Source organism: Citrobacter sp. Ce129, from assembly GCF_030334545.1.
Lineage (GTDB): Bacteria > Pseudomonadota > Gammaproteobacteria > Enterobacterales > Enterobacteriaceae > Citrobacter > Citrobacter europaeus.
Window position 1 is genome coordinate 154,744 of record NZ_JAOWDS010000075.1, and the last position, 15,287, is coordinate 170,030.

15 protein-coding genes and 2 tRNA genes are annotated in these 15,287 nt (G+C 50.3%); 6 read left to right on the forward strand and 11 right to left on the reverse strand.

Going from position 1 to position 15,287, the window contains the following annotated elements:
- The 3 genes from OGV77_RS24610 to OGV77_RS24620 form a co-directional block, all read right to left on the reverse strand.
- Positions 1 to 2,472 (reverse strand): fimbria/pilus outer membrane usher protein, encoded by a 2,472-nt coding sequence (locus tag OGV77_RS24610; RefSeq protein ID WP_087051695.1) that lies wholly within the window; start codon positions 2,470 to 2,472, stop codon positions 1 to 3.
- 41 nt (positions 2,473 to 2,513) lie between these two features.
- The gene (locus tag OGV77_RS24615; RefSeq protein ID WP_043015228.1) at positions 2,514 to 3,062 is read right to left on the reverse strand and encodes a fimbrial protein; all 549 of its coding nucleotides are present in this window, start codon (positions 3,060 to 3,062) and stop codon (positions 2,514 to 2,516) included.
- Positions 3,063 to 3,131: 69 nt separating this feature from the next.
- Positions 3,132 to 3,680 carry a fimbrial protein gene (locus OGV77_RS24620; protein ID WP_006685982.1) on the reverse strand — a complete coding sequence of 183 codons (549 nt, stop codon included), beginning with the start codon at positions 3,678 to 3,680 and terminating at the stop codon, positions 3,132 to 3,134.
- 750 nt (positions 3,681 to 4,430) lie between these two features.
- Here OGV77_RS24620 and OGV77_RS24625 point away from each other — a divergent pair.
- Positions 4,431 to 5,114, forward strand: a complete 684-nt coding sequence (locus tag OGV77_RS24625; RefSeq protein WP_223306669.1) for a winged helix-turn-helix domain-containing protein — start codon at positions 4,431 to 4,433, stop codon at positions 5,112 to 5,114.
- 1 nt (position 5,115) lies between these two features.
- The gene (locus OGV77_RS24630; protein WP_043015226.1) at positions 5,116 to 5,634 is read left to right on the forward strand and encodes a FidL-like protein; all 519 of its coding nucleotides are present in this window, start codon (positions 5,116 to 5,118) and stop codon (positions 5,632 to 5,634) included.
- A gap of 153 nt (positions 5,635 to 5,787) precedes the next feature.
- Here the strand turns inward: OGV77_RS24630 and OGV77_RS24635 are convergent.
- Both OGV77_RS24635 and dnaQ read right to left on the reverse strand, forming a co-directional pair.
- A tRNA-Asp gene (locus OGV77_RS24635) sits at positions 5,788 to 5,864 on the reverse strand.
- A gap of 133 nt (positions 5,865 to 5,997) precedes the next feature.
- A complete protein-coding gene (dnaQ, locus tag OGV77_RS24640) occupies positions 5,998 to 6,726 on the reverse strand; it encodes a DNA polymerase III subunit epsilon (RefSeq protein WP_087051711.1) in 729 nt (242 codons plus the stop codon).
- Between the two features lie 64 nt (positions 6,727 to 6,790).
- On the opposite strand from dnaQ, the gene rnhA reads away from it, so the two are divergent.
- A complete protein-coding gene (rnhA, locus tag OGV77_RS24645; protein WP_043015224.1) occupies positions 6,791 to 7,258 on the forward strand; it encodes a ribonuclease HI in 468 nt (155 codons plus the stop codon).
- Here rnhA and OGV77_RS24650 read toward each other — a convergent pair.
- Entirely contained in the window at positions 7,255 to 7,977 is a 723-nt protein-coding gene (locus tag OGV77_RS24650; protein ID WP_043015223.1) for a class I SAM-dependent methyltransferase, read from the reverse strand. The genes rnhA and OGV77_RS24650 overlap by 4 nt on opposite strands.
- Before the next feature lie 33 nt (positions 7,978 to 8,010).
- Here OGV77_RS24650 and gloB point away from each other — a divergent pair, with 33 nt between their 5' ends.
- Both gloB and mltD read left to right on the forward strand, forming a co-directional pair.
- A complete protein-coding gene (gene gloB, locus OGV77_RS24655; RefSeq protein WP_043015222.1) occupies positions 8,011 to 8,766 on the forward strand; it encodes a hydroxyacylglutathione hydrolase in 756 nt (251 codons plus the stop codon).
- A gap of 71 nt (positions 8,767 to 8,837) precedes the next feature.
- Positions 8,838 to 10,196, forward strand: coding sequence for a murein transglycosylase D (mltD, locus tag OGV77_RS24660; protein ID WP_075145171.1), 1,359 nt, complete (start codon positions 8,838 to 8,840; stop codon positions 10,194 to 10,196).
- A gap of 49 nt (positions 10,197 to 10,245) precedes the next feature.
- Here the strand turns inward: mltD and OGV77_RS24665 are convergent, their stop codons facing one another.
- The 3 genes from OGV77_RS24665 to OGV77_RS24675 all read right to left on the reverse strand — a co-directional run bounded on the left by OGV77_RS24665 (position 10,246) and on the right by OGV77_RS24675 (position 13,200).
- A complete protein-coding gene (locus OGV77_RS24665; RefSeq protein ID WP_087051696.1) occupies positions 10,246 to 11,016 on the reverse strand; it encodes a class I SAM-dependent methyltransferase in 771 nt (256 codons plus the stop codon).
- Between the two features lie 76 nt (positions 11,017 to 11,092).
- Positions 11,093 to 11,893 carry an endonuclease/exonuclease/phosphatase family protein gene (locus tag OGV77_RS24670; protein WP_008783770.1) on the reverse strand — a complete coding sequence of 267 codons (801 nt, stop codon included), beginning with the start codon at positions 11,891 to 11,893 and terminating at the stop codon, positions 11,093 to 11,095.
- Positions 11,894 to 12,024: 131 nt separating this feature from the next.
- Complete coding sequence (locus OGV77_RS24675) at positions 12,025 to 13,200, reverse strand: MFS transporter (protein ID WP_043017844.1); 1,176 nt, start codon at positions 13,198 to 13,200, stop codon at positions 12,025 to 12,027.
- 104 nt (positions 13,201 to 13,304) lie between these two features.
- Here OGV77_RS24675 and yafC point away from each other — a divergent pair, with 104 nt between their 5' ends.
- Positions 13,305 to 14,219 carry a DNA-binding transcriptional regulator YafC gene (gene yafC / locus OGV77_RS24680; protein ID WP_043015219.1) on the forward strand — a complete coding sequence of 305 codons (915 nt, stop codon included), beginning with the start codon at positions 13,305 to 13,307 and terminating at the stop codon, positions 14,217 to 14,219.
- A gap of 21 nt (positions 14,220 to 14,240) precedes the next feature.
- Here yafC and dkgB read toward each other — a convergent pair whose 3' ends face one another.
- Positions 14,241 to 15,044, reverse strand: coding sequence for a 2,5-didehydrogluconate reductase DkgB (gene dkgB / locus OGV77_RS24685; protein WP_075145174.1), 804 nt, complete (start codon positions 15,042 to 15,044; stop codon positions 14,241 to 14,243).
- Between the two features lie 163 nt (positions 15,045 to 15,207).
- Positions 15,208 to 15,284 (reverse strand) — tRNA-Asp (locus tag OGV77_RS24690).
- Positions 15,285 to 15,287 lie beyond the last annotated feature (3 nt).

Genomic DNA, 15,287 nt, shown 5'->3' on the forward strand with positions numbered 1-15,287 from the left:
TTATTCACAAGGCAACAGCACGTTACCTTCCGGGTTGATTTGTTGCGGCACCTGTAAGTGACACTGCGCACGGCCAGCCCAGGCAACAGAAAGACGCTCGGCCGGATTCACACCCGCAATCCAGGCCATGCCGTTTTCCATCACCATGGCGACGCTGACGCCGTTGGCGTTAAACACTTCGGCGCCAAACGGCGGTACCGAACCATCCTTCAGGCGCAGCAGCGCCATCATTTTTTGCCCCTGCGCCACGGCAAAACGCTGGTAGCCAATCGCCCCCTCCGTCAGGGTGTTGGTGATGATGGCTTTGGTCGCGGAAATGTCCTCGTCCATTGCGTCCACATCGATACGGGTATCAAAGCTGTGATAACTGACAACGTCCGGTACCACGGCAATACCGAAGCGGTTTGAGTGCGCCTGTTCGCCGTTCAGCGGCACATTCGCCACACCATCGGTATCAACCATCACCCTGGCAGTGTTCATTGACGCCTGGCTGTTGTGCAGCGCCGCGCCATGACGCGTCGCGGTAAAGCCGCCGCGCATCGTGCCGCCAACGGAGAAATAGCGTGATTGCTGCCAGCTGACGTTAGATTCCAGTTCCGCCATCATGCTGCGGTGCTTGTAATAACCATCAAACGCCGTGTGTCCTTCACCGGAAACCCCTGTGCGCAAACGCCATGGATTGTTACGGTCGCGGTTATCTGAATACGAAACCATCTGGCTGGTCTGGTTGCCGCTGTTCTGCAATTCATAATCCATAGAGCGGCCATCGCTCCATGGCACCGAAATTGAAAGCGAGAGGCTGTCGTCCCGTTTGCCCTGATACTCAGAGCGGTAAGCCGCAAGGTTGGCGCTGACGCCCTGAATGCCAGCGAACGAAAAACTGTGTCCCATCGATAACCCATAACGATCCTGCGAACCGCGATCCCAATAGTTCTGGTGGGTATAGGTCAGGTACAGCGTGGTCGCTAAATGCGTATCGTCGGCAAAGAAGGTTTTGTTGCCGGTGATGGTGTACATCTCTTTTTCGCTGCCAGCGCTATTGTTATTTTCATACTGCTCGTCGAGGAACTGCGAAAAAGTCCGGAAGTTACGCTGTGAGAAGCGGTAACCGGCAAAGGTGATGGCGCTGTTGTACTCATCAAAGGTTTTGGCATAGCTGAGCTTAAAGGACATCCCTTTTTGTTCATCCTGATGCTTCACACGACTCACGGATTGCGTCGCATCAGCCGACAGCGCACCCAGCCAGCTCAAATCCCGACCAATTCCCATCGACCAGGCGTTATAACGATCGCCAGTGAGCAACGCACCGCCGTACAGCGACCACGCATTGCTGACCCCCCAGGAGAAATCACCGCTATAAAACGCAGGCCCCTGAACATCATGGTTATAGCGCGATGGCTTACCGACCGCGGCGTTGTAGCGAACATAGCCCGGGCGCGTCAGGTAAGGTATATCAGCCGTATTAACCTGAAAGGTTTGTACGCTGCCATCCTGCTCTTCGACGCGAACATCCAGTGTGCCGCGTACCGAACCGTGCAGATCCTGAATGTTGAATGGCCCCGCAGGAACGGTAGTTTGATAGATAACACGGTCCTGCTGGCTGACGGTGACCTTCGCATTACTGCGGGCGATGCCGTGCACTTCGGGCGCGTAGCCCTGCAAATTCGGTGGCAGCATACGCTCGTCGCTGGCGAGGTTCGCCCCGGTGAAACGCACCGAATCAAAAACCTGAGAATTCAGATAGATTTCGCCGACCGTTAGTTTTGCAGCCTGCATCGGTAACGGGCGATAGGCATAAATCTGATCCCAGTCGATACGGCCACGATTATCATCCGAAGCGTAATTGGCCTGATACTGGCCGCGAAAACGCCACGCGCCGAGGTTAAAGCCTGTCTGCCCATAGCCGGACAGAGAGCGATAGCGATCCCCGCCCTGCTCGTAATGTGTGGCCTGGCCCGAGACGCTGTAGTCAAAAATCAGCCCCGCGACGCCGTTATCCCAGCGTTCTGGCGGCGTCCAGTCAGGATCGGTATATTTCATCCATGCCTGAGGCACGGTAATATCCAGCACGCCTGCGCTATTATTCAGCACCACACCCGGCAGACGGGAAATGTCATAGCAGGTCGCGCTAATCGGATGAATATAGGTTAGCGCCTCTTCCTTGAGCGCCAGTAATTCGAGTTGTTGCGGCGTCAGACACGCCATGGATTTATGCGGGTTGGCAGGATCAACGATATAACGGATCGACTGCTGAGGAATCTCCTGGCTGTTAATACGAACATCCAGCAGATATTCTCCGGGAGTCACAAAGTTGCCTTCGGAAAAACGCTGCAAATCGACATTGTGCCTGTCGCTGGCATCCAGCACGTCGGTATTAAATTCAATGGCCTCATCCGCTTCAACCAATGAAGAGGCACAGACCAGAGCAATAAAAAGCGCCAGACGTTTTTTATCTGTTTTCAGCGTGATCATTTTCGTTCGCAAACCTTCAGATACCCGAATTGCAGTGCAGCTCAGAGATAATTCACAACAAAATGCGTGACCGCAGTAAATTCGCCGGATGTCATTCTTCCGTCGCGCGAGATCAAATAAGCCGTAAAGTTGAGCGTGTTTTTTCCTGGGTTAAGCAGATAGTCCGGTGATGGCTTGCCCAGATGAATTTGCTGTCCTTTGCCGTCATATATTTCTATTGCTAAATTTTCAGTTTCCGATTGCACGCTCAGATAATCAGGATTGTCATTATCCGCTGCGCCGGAAAAGGTAATATTGGCGCGCTGGAACAGATTCCCGGGGTGTTGAGAATCCCCTAATGAACATCCCAGCAAATGAATGCTGAAATCATGCGCAGATACTTTTTCAGGTTTTCCGGAAATATCTCTGGCAGAGAGGTCATCAAATTCAACCAGTAGCGACCGGTCGCGTGGATCGACATAACAGGCAGCCTCAATAATATTTCCCCGCATGCGCATTTTGCCGGGCGTACTGACAAGACGATGGGTGTCAGCCAAAACCCATGCAGGCGATATGAAGATAAAAAGCAGTAAAATACGCCATCCAGGCATCACCGCATTTCCTTTCAGTTATTCGCAGGAAGGGTTAAGCAGGCGCATAATTGCGCCCGCAGCAGATCGTTACTGGTAGTCGATCTGGAAATTAACGGTGGATTCGAAATCACCCGGCGTTACCGCTGCAGATGCGTTGTTTGCCTGCAGGTAAGCGACGAAATCAATGTCGGTTTCGCCATCGGTAATGTTGACCTGAGAGGCCGCTTTGCCCCATTCCACGTCCTGGTTGCCACTGTCAACCATACCAATGCCCGCGCCCTTTGCAGTACCCGAGGTGAACGCAGCCAGCGCGTTGTTATCGGAATCAATTGTTGCCGGGGTATAGGTCACGGTAGCCGTTTTTGCAACGGTCGTATCACAGCCCTGCAGAACGATTTTGGCATGCTTAACGCCAGCACGTTGGTTGTCTTTTAACTGAGAAGTTGGGATTTCGCCAAAATTTACCTGCACCGGGCTGGATTCTGGGGCCAGACCGCACGCGGAATTAACCAGAGAACCAGTGAAGTGAATTTTACCGTTAGTCGGTTCAACATTTTTTGCAGCGAAAGCAGAAGATGCAGTAAAAGTCATTCCCGCCATCAGCGCACAGGCCACAGCCACGTTTTTCATTTTCATATTACTACTTAACCTTATATCTGTTTTTTGGTTATTCCGACGATCTATTTCCGCAAACAATTTATGCAAGGGAAACCCTGATCTGCAGGCGGCGGTAGTGCATATCCTTGCAAACAATCCATCTCAAGCCACCCCGTATTTTGAACTTCATTGGTATTCCATCCGAAATACCGTCCACAGGTGTTTACGCTGTTTCGGGGCTTATATTAAGTCGACGAAAAAATGACACAATGCAAAAATCCGGTATTAATCAAACTCAGGGAATCGTGTTGTAACACTGTCTGAGGACCGATCGTTTACCTAAAAAATCGCCATAAAATACGCAAAAGTCAGTGTTAATATCTATTATTAATAGTTTTTATAGAGTTTTTATCTATCAAATATTTTTTTATTTATGCCAAATAATGGGCAAAATGTATTTATGAAAGTTTTGTAAAAATGAAATTGGATATCAAAAGCGAGTAATGACAATAAGATAGTGAATGAGGGGAAGGAGATTGGCGGTGTCTATAAGAGATATTAAAGGATTGTTATATAAATATTAATAAAGCGATCTATGGTACAACCATTTTTTATAAATGAATTATGTTATGCTATTGCTTCCCCCACTCGAATGCGAGATATCCTGCTTTAAAGGAGACATCAGTGATTTCTCATATACCAATAAACAAAATTAAATCCGTAATTATTGGTGATGGCTTAGTTTTCAGACCACATAAAAATACCCTAAAAGACCTGGCATCTGGTGAAATGGCCACATTGAACAATGCGGCAACACAATTACTGCTCTATCTGTTGCAAAATGGTAAAGAGATATCCTCACGCGATGAAATTCTGCTGAATGTTTTCCAGCATAATGGCGCCAGAGCGACGGATGCGAATCTCAACCAGCACATTTCATTTCTGCGCAAAGCAATAACGTCTACGGGCCATCCTGCAGAACTCATCGTCACCATTCCGCGTATGGGATTTCGGATGGGCGACGCCAATATCAATATTCAGCTACTGGAAGAAGCACAAGCGCCTACCAGAATTGCCCATGTTGCATCGACGCCCAGCAAAAAGAAACGAAACCGGTGGCCTGTCGCGATAACAGCGTTAATTACCGGCATCGCCGTAGTAGCGACAGCGTGGTTAACATGGATACCCAATGAAATTGCCATGACGGACGCGGCGATCCTGCGAACAATTGACTACGAGCAATGCCGTGTACATATATTAGGAAACGCTCTCACTGACACCATAACCGAAAAAAAAGCGCTGGATATTTTCAAGTCCGTAGGTATCAACCCCGACTGTTCGCACCCAAAAGATCTGTACCTTAATACCTGGGCGAGCAACCATAATCTGGTTGAGTGGTCGTTTGCCGCTGAATGCGGGCTAAACCTCGGCTATTACCATTGCATCAGCCAGTATCGCCACCATGAGGAATGATATGAAGCAGGAAAGCGATCACTCTCCTTTACTATGGTCAGTCGTAATTGCCATTCTTGGGCTGGCGGCTATCGCTTTTTTTATTATTATCGGGAATGCGAAAAAACAAGAAATCAGTTTTTCCTGTTCTTCGGAATTCACGTCGATACTCGACATCCAAAATACCAAAAAGGAACTCCACGGAATAATGCTGATTACCAGCTACAACTCCGGGCACCTCTCATTGTCAGTACAAGGGAAACTCAAAAGTGATGACGGCGAGTTTGCTGTTAACCGTAAACTATTCTTTCGCTATGCCCGTCCGCTCGGCCATACCGCCGGCGTTTTTATGCTCACCCCCGACGGACGCGAAAAATCCCCGGATGATGAAGCAACGGATGCCATCGATTATCTTTTCTTCGACGCTTACGAACGTGCTGACAAGCTGTATATGCTAAAACACCTGAATGAGGAAACGGTTCTTATCGGCGATAACTTTTCACCCCGCTTCGCCTGCGTGATGAATCACTTCGCGGGTTGATCGCCTTCTGGATATGCGTCGGGTTAAGGATGACCTGATGTGTTGCCCGCCCGAAAGCACAGGCGCGGTCGATATAAGGCATGATAATGGAATTTTTTTGCGGACTGAAACGACGAAAGCCTGAATCATTTCTGATTCAGGCTTTCTGAATAGTGGCGGAATGGACGGGACTCGAACCCGCGACCCCCTGCGTGACAGGCAGGTATTCTAACCAACTGAACTACCACTCCGCGTTGTGTTCCGCTTGGGAACGAAGCGAATATTACGGATTGCCTCGCACCTCGTCAACGCTTTTTCTCACGTTTTTAATCGTTTGCTGCAAAAATCGCCCGAATGGCCATTTTCCTACGGTAAACGTACAAACTATGCCCGCCAGAGGCAACTTCCGCCTTTCTTCTGCACCAGGTCAAGACGTGACTCATGAGCCGCTAACTCTTCATCAGTGGCAAAAACAACGCGTAGTTTGCTGGACGGTCTGACAATGCGCTGGATCCCCGTGTCATTCTGCTGCTGGCTATCACCTTCCATTGAAAACGCCATCGTGGTCTGCCCACCGGTCATCATCAGATAAACGTCGGCCAGAATCTGGGCATCGAGCAATGCGCCGTGCAGGGTTCGTTTACTGTTGTCTATCTCATAGCGCGAGCACAACGCATCAAGGCTGTTTCGCTTGCCAGGAAACATTTTCCTCGCCAGCGCCAGGCTATCGGTTATTTTGCAGAATTCGTTCGTCTTCGGAATATCCCGCCTGAGCTTAGCGAATTCGTAATCCATAAAGCCGATATCGAACGATGCGTTATGGATGACCAGTTCCGCGCCGCGAATGTAGTCGAGAAACTCATCGGCTACATCGGCAAACGTAGGTTTATCAAGCAGGAATTCGTCTGCGATTCCGTGTACGCCAAACGCTTCCGGATCCACCAGCCGATCCGGCTTCAGATAAACGTGGAAGTTATTTCCGGTCAGGCGGCGATTGACCACTTCAACCGCACCGATCTCAATGATCTTGTGGCCTTCGTAGTGGGCGCCAATCTGGTTCATACCGGTGGTTTCGGTATCGAGGACGATCTGTCGTGTAATTCCAGTGCTCATAACGGTCATTTATGTCAGACTTATCGTTTGATTTCGATTTGCTAAAACAGGAAGTCTACCAGAGATGCTTAAACAGGTAGAAATTTTCACCGATGGTTCTTGCCTGGGAAATCCAGGGCCAGGTGGTTATGGGGCGATTTTACGTTATCGCGGGCGCGAAAAAACCTTTAGCGAAGGCTACAACCTCACCACCAATAATCGCATGGAGCTGATGGCGGCAATCGTTGCGCTGGAAGCGCTGAAAGAACAGTGTGAAGTGATACTCAGCACGGACAGCCAGTATGTGCGCCAGGGCATAACGCAGTGGATCCACAACTGGAAGAAGCGCGGCTGGAAAACAGCAGATAAAAAACCGGTGAAGAACGTCGATCTGTGGAAACGTCTTGATGCCGCATTGGGGCCGCATCAAATCAAATGGGAATGGGTTAAAGGCCATGCGGGCCATCCGGAAAACGAACGCTGCGATGAGCTTGCGCGCGCCGCAGCCATGCGTCCCTCTCAGGATGATATTGGATATCAGGCTGAGGCTTAAGCGTCCGGTTTACGGTATTGCCGGGTAGCGCCAACGGCCTGGCGGATAGGCGCTTTGCTTTTATTTTGTTTCATCGGATTGAGCGTAAGCGGAATGGTTCGCTTACGCGCAACCACCAGTTGCAAACAGCCCAGTGCAGGAATATGGGCGCTTAACATTTTCCCACCCTTCTTGTTCCAGGGCAGGACATGAAAACGGCTGTAATGCAGCACTTCAAAGTTCAGCAATGAGAGCCAGTCCAACTGGCGCATGAGGGTAAACATCCGGCTGTTATAGGGTGATGTCTTGCGCAATATGGGTACCAGCTTACGCAGTCCCATCAGGCTTAACGGGTTAAAGCCGCTCAAAATCAACCAACCATCATCAATCAGCACGCGATCGGCTTCACGCAGTAGGCGATGCGGATCGGAACACCACGGTAGCGTATGCGCTAACAAACAGACATCTACGGACTTATCGGCAAAGGGAAGATGTAAAGGATCGGCCGTTACCTGTATGGGAGAGCCTTGCAAAGAAACATTTACCTGATGAGAAACCGCGCACGCTTCAGAATCGATTTCTGCGCTTAAATTACCAATCTTAAGCAGATGAAATCCGTACATTTTTGCAAACCACGGGTTAAGCTGATGCTCCAGCGCCTGACGATAGTGTTCGCCCCAGGGTAAATCACCCCAGCTAACGGGCGCTACGACAGTTTGAGGGATCCTTGCCGGTTTCATCACAACCTTCCGTTACGCATTGAGAGGTAATCTATGAATCTTAACAGTATTCCTGCATTTCAGGACAATTACATCTGGGTCCTGTCGAATAATGACAAACATTGTCTGATTGTGGACCCGGGTGAAGCAGCTCCCGTGCTGAAAGCCATTGCAGAACATAACTGGGTTCCCGAAGCCATTCTGCTGACCCACCATCATCAGGATCACGTGGGCGGCGTAAAAGAGCTACTGCAACATTTCCCACACATAGTGGTATACGGACCGGCTGAAACGCAAGATAAGGGAACGACGCATATAGTCGAAGATGGCGATATTGCACTCGTTTTGGGGCATGAATTTACGGTAATTGCCACTCCGGGTCACACTTTAGGACATATCTGTTACTTTAGTCAGCCTTATCTGTTTTGTGGCGACACGCTCTTTTCTGGAGGCTGCGGCCGGCTTTTTGAAGGCACACCATCCCAAATGTATCAATCACTTAAAAAACTAAACTCACTTCCTGACGACACATTGATTTGTTGCGCACATGAATACACATTAGCAAATATGAAGTTTGCTTTAAGCATTCTGCCGCACGATTCGTTCATAAATGAATATTATCGTAAAGTTAATGAGTTACGCGTAAAAAAACAAATGACACTACCCGTAATTCTGAAAAATGAGCGACGAATTAATCTTTTTTTGAGAACAGAAGATGTTGATTTAATTGATGAAATCAACAAAGAAACAATATTGCAACAACCTGAAGAGCGTTTTGCCTGGTTAAGGTCAAAGAAAGATACGTTCTGACAATTCCGGGTTGCCTTTTGAAAACTTCGCCGTTATGATCGGTCGTCTTTTAAGCAACTATTGACACACACATGAAGGCAAAAGCGATATTACTCGCCTCTGTCCTGCTTGTTGGGTGCCAGAATACTGGTAACGTCCAACAACACGCACAGAGCCTTTCTGCAGCTGGTCAAGGGGAAGCAGGAAAGTTTACAAGTCAGGCGCGATGGATGGACGACGGAACATCTATCGCTGCTGATCAAGATTTGTGGGCTTTCATTGGTGACGAGCTAAAGATGGGAATTCCGGAAAACAACCGGATTCGCGAACAGAAACAGAAGTATTTACGCAATAAGAGCTATCTCCACGATGTAACTTTACGGGCAGAGCCGTATATGTACTGGATAGCCGGGCAGGTTAAGAAACGTAACATGCCAATGGAACTGGTACTACTACCCATAGTGGAGAGCGCTTTTGATCCTCACGCAACGTCTGGCGCCAATGCCGCAGGTATTTGGCAGATCATTCCGAGCACGGGGCGCAATTATGGTTTAAAACAGACCCGCAATTATGATGCACGTCGCGACGTTGTGGCTTCCACCACCGCCGCACTGGACATGATGCAGCGTCTGAACAAGATGTTTGATGGCGACTGGCTGCTGACCGTTGCTGCTTATAATAGCGGTGAAGGTCGTGTCATGAAGGCAATTAAAACGAACAAAGCCCGTGGAAAACCCACTGACTTCTGGTCGTTGCCATTGCCTCAGGAAACGAAGCTATACGTGCCCAAAATGCTGGCATTGAGCGATATACTCAAAAACAGCAAACGCTATGGCGTGCGTCTGCCAACAACAGACGAAAGCCGCGCGTTGGCGCGTGTTCGCCTGAGTAGCCCGGTTGAAATGGCTCAGGTTGCGGATATGGCGGGGATTTCCGTCAGCAAGCTGAAGACCTTCAATGCCGGCGTGAAAGGCTCCACGTTGGGTGCCAGCGGCCCGCAATATGTGATGGTGCCAAAGAAACATGCAGAGAAGCTGCGTGAGTCTCTGGCTTCAGGCGAAATTGCAGCCGTGCAGTCAACGCTGGTTGCGGATAGCACGCCGCTGAACAGCCGTAGCTACAAAGTTCGCTCTGGCGATACGCTTTCTGGCGTCGCTTCACGTCTTGGCGTGAGCACCAATGACCTTAAGCAGTGGAATAATCTGCGCGGGTCGTCGCTGAAAGTGGGCCAGAATCTGACCGTGGGCGCAGGTACCAGCGCACAGCGTCTGGCGAACAACAGCGATAGCATCACCTATCGTGTGCGTAAAGGCGACTCGCTCTCGAGCATTGCCAAACGCCACGGGGTTAACATCAAGGATGTGATGCGCTGGAACAGCGATACGAATAATCTACAGCCTGGCGATCAGCTAACGTTGTTTGTGAAAAACAACGACATGCCGGACTCCTGATCGCATTGTAGAAATGAAGGCACTGGTTTCCCCCCAGTGCCTTTTTTATTTATCCCGCTTTATGTGCCTCAACCATTATCGTGTCGCTGGTAAATGAGCCATCCTCCTGTAACGCAAAGTAGGCTTTCACTTGTGCAGAAGCACTTTGTTGATATACGCGAATCGCGTCGCTCAACGCTGCAGGCGTGCGCATCCGCGCCACCCACGAACTGTACTCCAGCGCCAGACGATCGGTTAACACAGTATCGGCAATCAGGTTAGCGTCGTTGATTAACGACAGCCACTCTCCGCTGGAATAGTTGCGTACGTGTGAGGTATCGCGTAACGCTTCTACAGTTTGCAACCAGATATCGAGCACAGGATGGCCCGGCGACATCACATCCATCACAATCAGCACACCGCCGGGCTTCAGAATGCGGTTCACTTCCCGCAGGGCGCGACCGACATCATGCCAGTGATGCGCAGAATAACGGCTAATCACCACGTCAAATTCGTTATCTTCAAATGGCAGACTTTCAGCATATCCCTGCCGCGTGGCGATATTATCCAGACCTCTGCCTTTTGCCGCCTCAGCGACCACCTCAAGCATTTGCGAGGATAAATCATACGCCACCACCTGCTTTACGTGTTGCGCGGCCACAAAGCTGGCATGCCCCGCTCCGCATCCCATATCCAAAACGTGGGCTCGCGGAAATGCCGACAACCTTTCCCCCAGACGTTGCAAGTCACGGCCAGAGGCGTGCACCGCACTGGTTAAGTAGGCATTCGCCTGAGAGCCAAACTGTTTTTCGACATTGTCATGGTGAGAGCGTGTTGTCATTGTGTTGTCCTTCGGTTGTTGTGAAATAGGAAGGGCAACCATCACAGGCCTGCCCTACGGCAGACCTGACACACCGTTATTGTTCAGGTTTGCCGGGACTGAATTCAACGAGTAGCGGGTTGTGGTCGGAGGCGCGGGTGACCAGCACAGAGGCTTCACTCACGTTCAGACCGCGATAGAACACAAAATCGAGAGGACGACCAAACGCGCGGCGGCGCTGATCGTCGGTAAAGCGCACCTGGCGCAGCGACATTTCACGCGCAAAGCGGTACAGCGCATTCATCCGTCGGCGGCTCCAGGCATTAAAATCACCGGCCATGATCACCGGACCGCTGTGATGAGCAATCTGATCGCCAATGGGAAGTAACTGCTTACTATAAACATCAACGCCAAGGCTAAAGTTAACCGCGTGAATATTCACCACCATTAATAACCGAGAGTCAGGCAGCGGATACACCGTTACCAGAGCCGATTTCGCCAGCCGCAAAATAGGTTCACGCTCGCGCAATGGACAACAGTAAACAGGATGGGCAGCAGAGAGCGTCATGACGCCAGAGGGATGCTGAGGCAACACAAAGGCGGGAACCTGGTCGGCAGCAAGATAGTTAGCGGTCGCAAACTGCACCAGTTCAGGCGTGGTTTGTGCTTCCTGCAATAACACCAGATGCGCGTCTTTGCCAAAATTCTTCAGCACCGACTGCCATTCTGCGCGCTGCTGTTTAAAAATATTCCATACCAGCACGCGAATGCGATCTTCACTGCTTAACGGTACGCCTGCAGGTAATGCCTGGCCAATATGCGCAAACGACCCCGGCGGTAAAATCCGCTCGGCGGGTTGTCCGGCAACATAACGCATGGCATAGGTGTTTTTTCGCACTTTAGACTTTCAAACCTCTGTAACGTCAACCAGTCCGCAGCCGGACTGGTTCTTCTGTTATAGGGATTTTAGCACTCACTTTCAACGAACAATTGCAGTTTGTTTTGTAAGTGGGCGCTTACATCAGTGATTTACCCCAGAGCAACGCGCGTGGGCTTATCAAGACGACCACTGAGCCCCATCAGCAGGAAAGCCACCAGAACAATGAGTGCACCAATCCACGGTGTCTGCGCCAAACCATAATGCTCGACCGTTTGTCCGCCAATCACTGACCCCAGTGCAATACCGATGTTAAACGCCGCAATGTTCAGCCCTGAGGCCACATCAACAGCATTAGGCGTAAATTGTTCCGCTTTCTGTACCACGTAGACCTGTAGCCCTGGTACGTTACCAAAGGCAAAGATCCCCATAACCAGAATGGTAGCCAGCGCGGCGTACTGCGTGGAGGCTGTCACCTGAAAGACCATCAATAGAACAAACAGCGCGGCGAAAATGAATTTCAACGCCGGAACCGCACCATGCTTATCCGCCAACTTACCGCCCCAGATATTGCCGATAGCGACTGATACACCGTAACCCAGTAAGATCCAGCTTACTGCTGCCGGGGAGAATCCGGCCAGATCCTGCATCATCGGTGCCAGAAAGGTAAATGCAGTAAACACGCCGCCGTAGCCCAGCGCCGTAACGGCGTAAATCAGCAACAGACGAGGATGAGTCAGCACCTTCACCTGGTCGCGAATGCTGGCGGCAGCCCGACCGGGAATGTTAGCCGGGATCAGTAGCTGGCTACTAATCAGCGCAATCACGCCTAACATTGATACTGCCAGGAAAGTCTCACGCCAGCCAAAGTGCTGACCGATAAACGTACCAAGCGGTACGCCGGTTACCAGCGCCACCGTTAAGCCGCCGAACATAATGGCGATGGCGGAAGCCGCTTTCTCTTTTGGCACCAGACTTGTCGCGATAGTAGAGCCAATCGAGAAGAATACGCCGTGTGCCAGCCCAGTCAGCAGACGAGCGACAATGAGTGTCATATACCCGGGTGCCTGCCATGCCAGCAAATTCCCCGCCGTAAACAGAACCATCAGCGCAACCAGCAACTGTTTACGTGGCAGGCTGCCAGTCAGAGCGGTCAGTACCGGTGCACCAATCGCCACACCCAGCGCATAGATTGAAACCAGCATCCCGGCGGAAGGTAACGAGATCGCCAGTTGTTGAGCGATGGTCGGCACCAGGCCAACAATCACAAACTCAGTCGTGCCTATAGCGAAGGCACTTATTGTTAGTGCAAATAAAGCGAGAGGCATAAATAACTCCGTAACATCAGTAATCAGATGACACGCAGTATGCCGGGATGCTTTAATAACAAAAATATTCAAAATCTCAATATAATTTTGCGTCAGGTGCAAAAATGAAGGCAACCTCAGAAGAACTTGCGATTTTTGTGGCCGTTGTGGAAAGCGGCAGCTTCAGTCGGGCGGCAGAACAGCTCGGTCAGGCTAATTCCGCGGTCAGTCGGGCGGTAAAAAAGCTGGAGATGAAGCTGGGCGTAAGTCTGCTTAATCGCACGACCCGACAACTGAGCCTCACTGAAGAAGGAGAGCGTTACTTCAGGCGTGTGCAGCAGATACTGCAAGAGATGGCAGCAGCAGAAACAGAAATCATGGAGTCACGCAATACCCCGCGCGGTCTGCTGCGTATTGATGCGGCAACGCCGGTAATGCTGCATTTCCTGATGCCGTTGATCAAACCGTTCCGTGAGCGGTATCCCGAGATGACATTGTCTCTTGTCTCCTCAGAAACGTTCATCAATCTTATTGAACGAAAAGTGGATGTCGCGATACGAGCAGGTACGCTGACTGACTCGAGTCTGCGTGCACGTCCGTTATTTACCAGCTATCGTAAGATTATCGCTTCACCGGACTATATTGCCCGTTTTGGCAAGCCAGAGACCGTCGAACAGTTAAAACAGCATCTGTGTCTGGGATTTTCTGAACCCGTTTCACTCAATACCTGGCCGATTGCCTGTAGTGACGGACAGCTCCATGAGGTCGAGTGTGGGATTTCTTCCAACAGTGGGGAAACGTTAAAACAGCTTTGTCTGAGTGGTAACGGTATCGCATGTCTTTCAGATTATATGATTGATAAAGAGATCGCGCAGGGAGAACTGGTGGAACTGCTGGCGGATAAGCGTCTGCCAGTAGAAATGCCTTTCAGCGCCGTTTACTACAGCGATCGTGCGGTCAGTACACGTATTAGGGCATTTATAGATTTTTTAAGTGAATATATAAGAACAGCTCCCGAAGGAGCTGTGAAAGAGGGTTAAAGAGTACAAAGGATTGGGCAATTAATCCCAGGCAGGAGCGAGGCCTTCCGGGCTAACCAGGCGATCGTTGCAATCCAGTACCGCGATCGCTTTTTTATCTTCGGCATCCAGATGCAGGTCCTGCGCCAGCAGGTTGCTTGCCAGATTTTCACGCCTGGTAGAAGAAGGGATAACGGAGTAACCTTCATCCATTGCCCATGCCAGAATAACCTGCGCCGGGGTTGCGTTATGTTTAGCGGCAATGCGCGCAATCACTTCATCTTTCAGTGCCTTACCGTAAGCCAGCGTCATGTAAGAGGTGATGTGGATACCGTGCGCCTTCGCCCAGTCGACCACATTACGGCTCTGCAGATACGGAGACAGCTCAATCTGGTTGGTCGCGATATTGTCTGCGCCTACTGCGGCAATGGCTTTTTCCATCAACGGAATGGTGAAGTTTGAGATACCAATTTCACGAGTCAACCCCTGGTGTTTGGCTTCAAGCAGCGCCTGCATGAACTCCTCAACAGATACCGCATCGCCCGGAGATGGCCAGTGGATCAGCGTCAGATCGACATAATCTGTACGCAGTTTCTTCAGGCTTTCTTTCAGGCTTGGGATCAATTTGTCTTGGCTAAGATTTTCAATCCAGATCTTGGTGGTGATATACAGCTCGTTACGCGGTACGCCGCTTTCAGCAATCGCCTGACCAACAGCCGCTTCATTATCATAGATTTGCGCAGTGTCGACAGCACGGTAGCCCAGCTCTAGCGCCGTTTTAACGGAAGCGATAACTACGTCGTCTTTCAGGCGGAAAGTACCTAAACCGAATGCAGGGATAGTCATAGAATTCCTCTTTTTAATCACTATGTTCGTTAACTAAGAGGATTATGACCATCAGTTCTTTATAGAAAAAGAGTGATAAATGCAGAGGATTTTTGCGGATTCAGCAATAATTAAATGCAGGCAAAGAAAAAGCCCTGAGCTAATGCTCAGGGCTCTTAATAAATGGCGGAACGGACGGGACTCGAACCCGCGACCCCCTGCGTGACAGGCAGGTATTCTAACCAACTGAACTACCGCTCCACC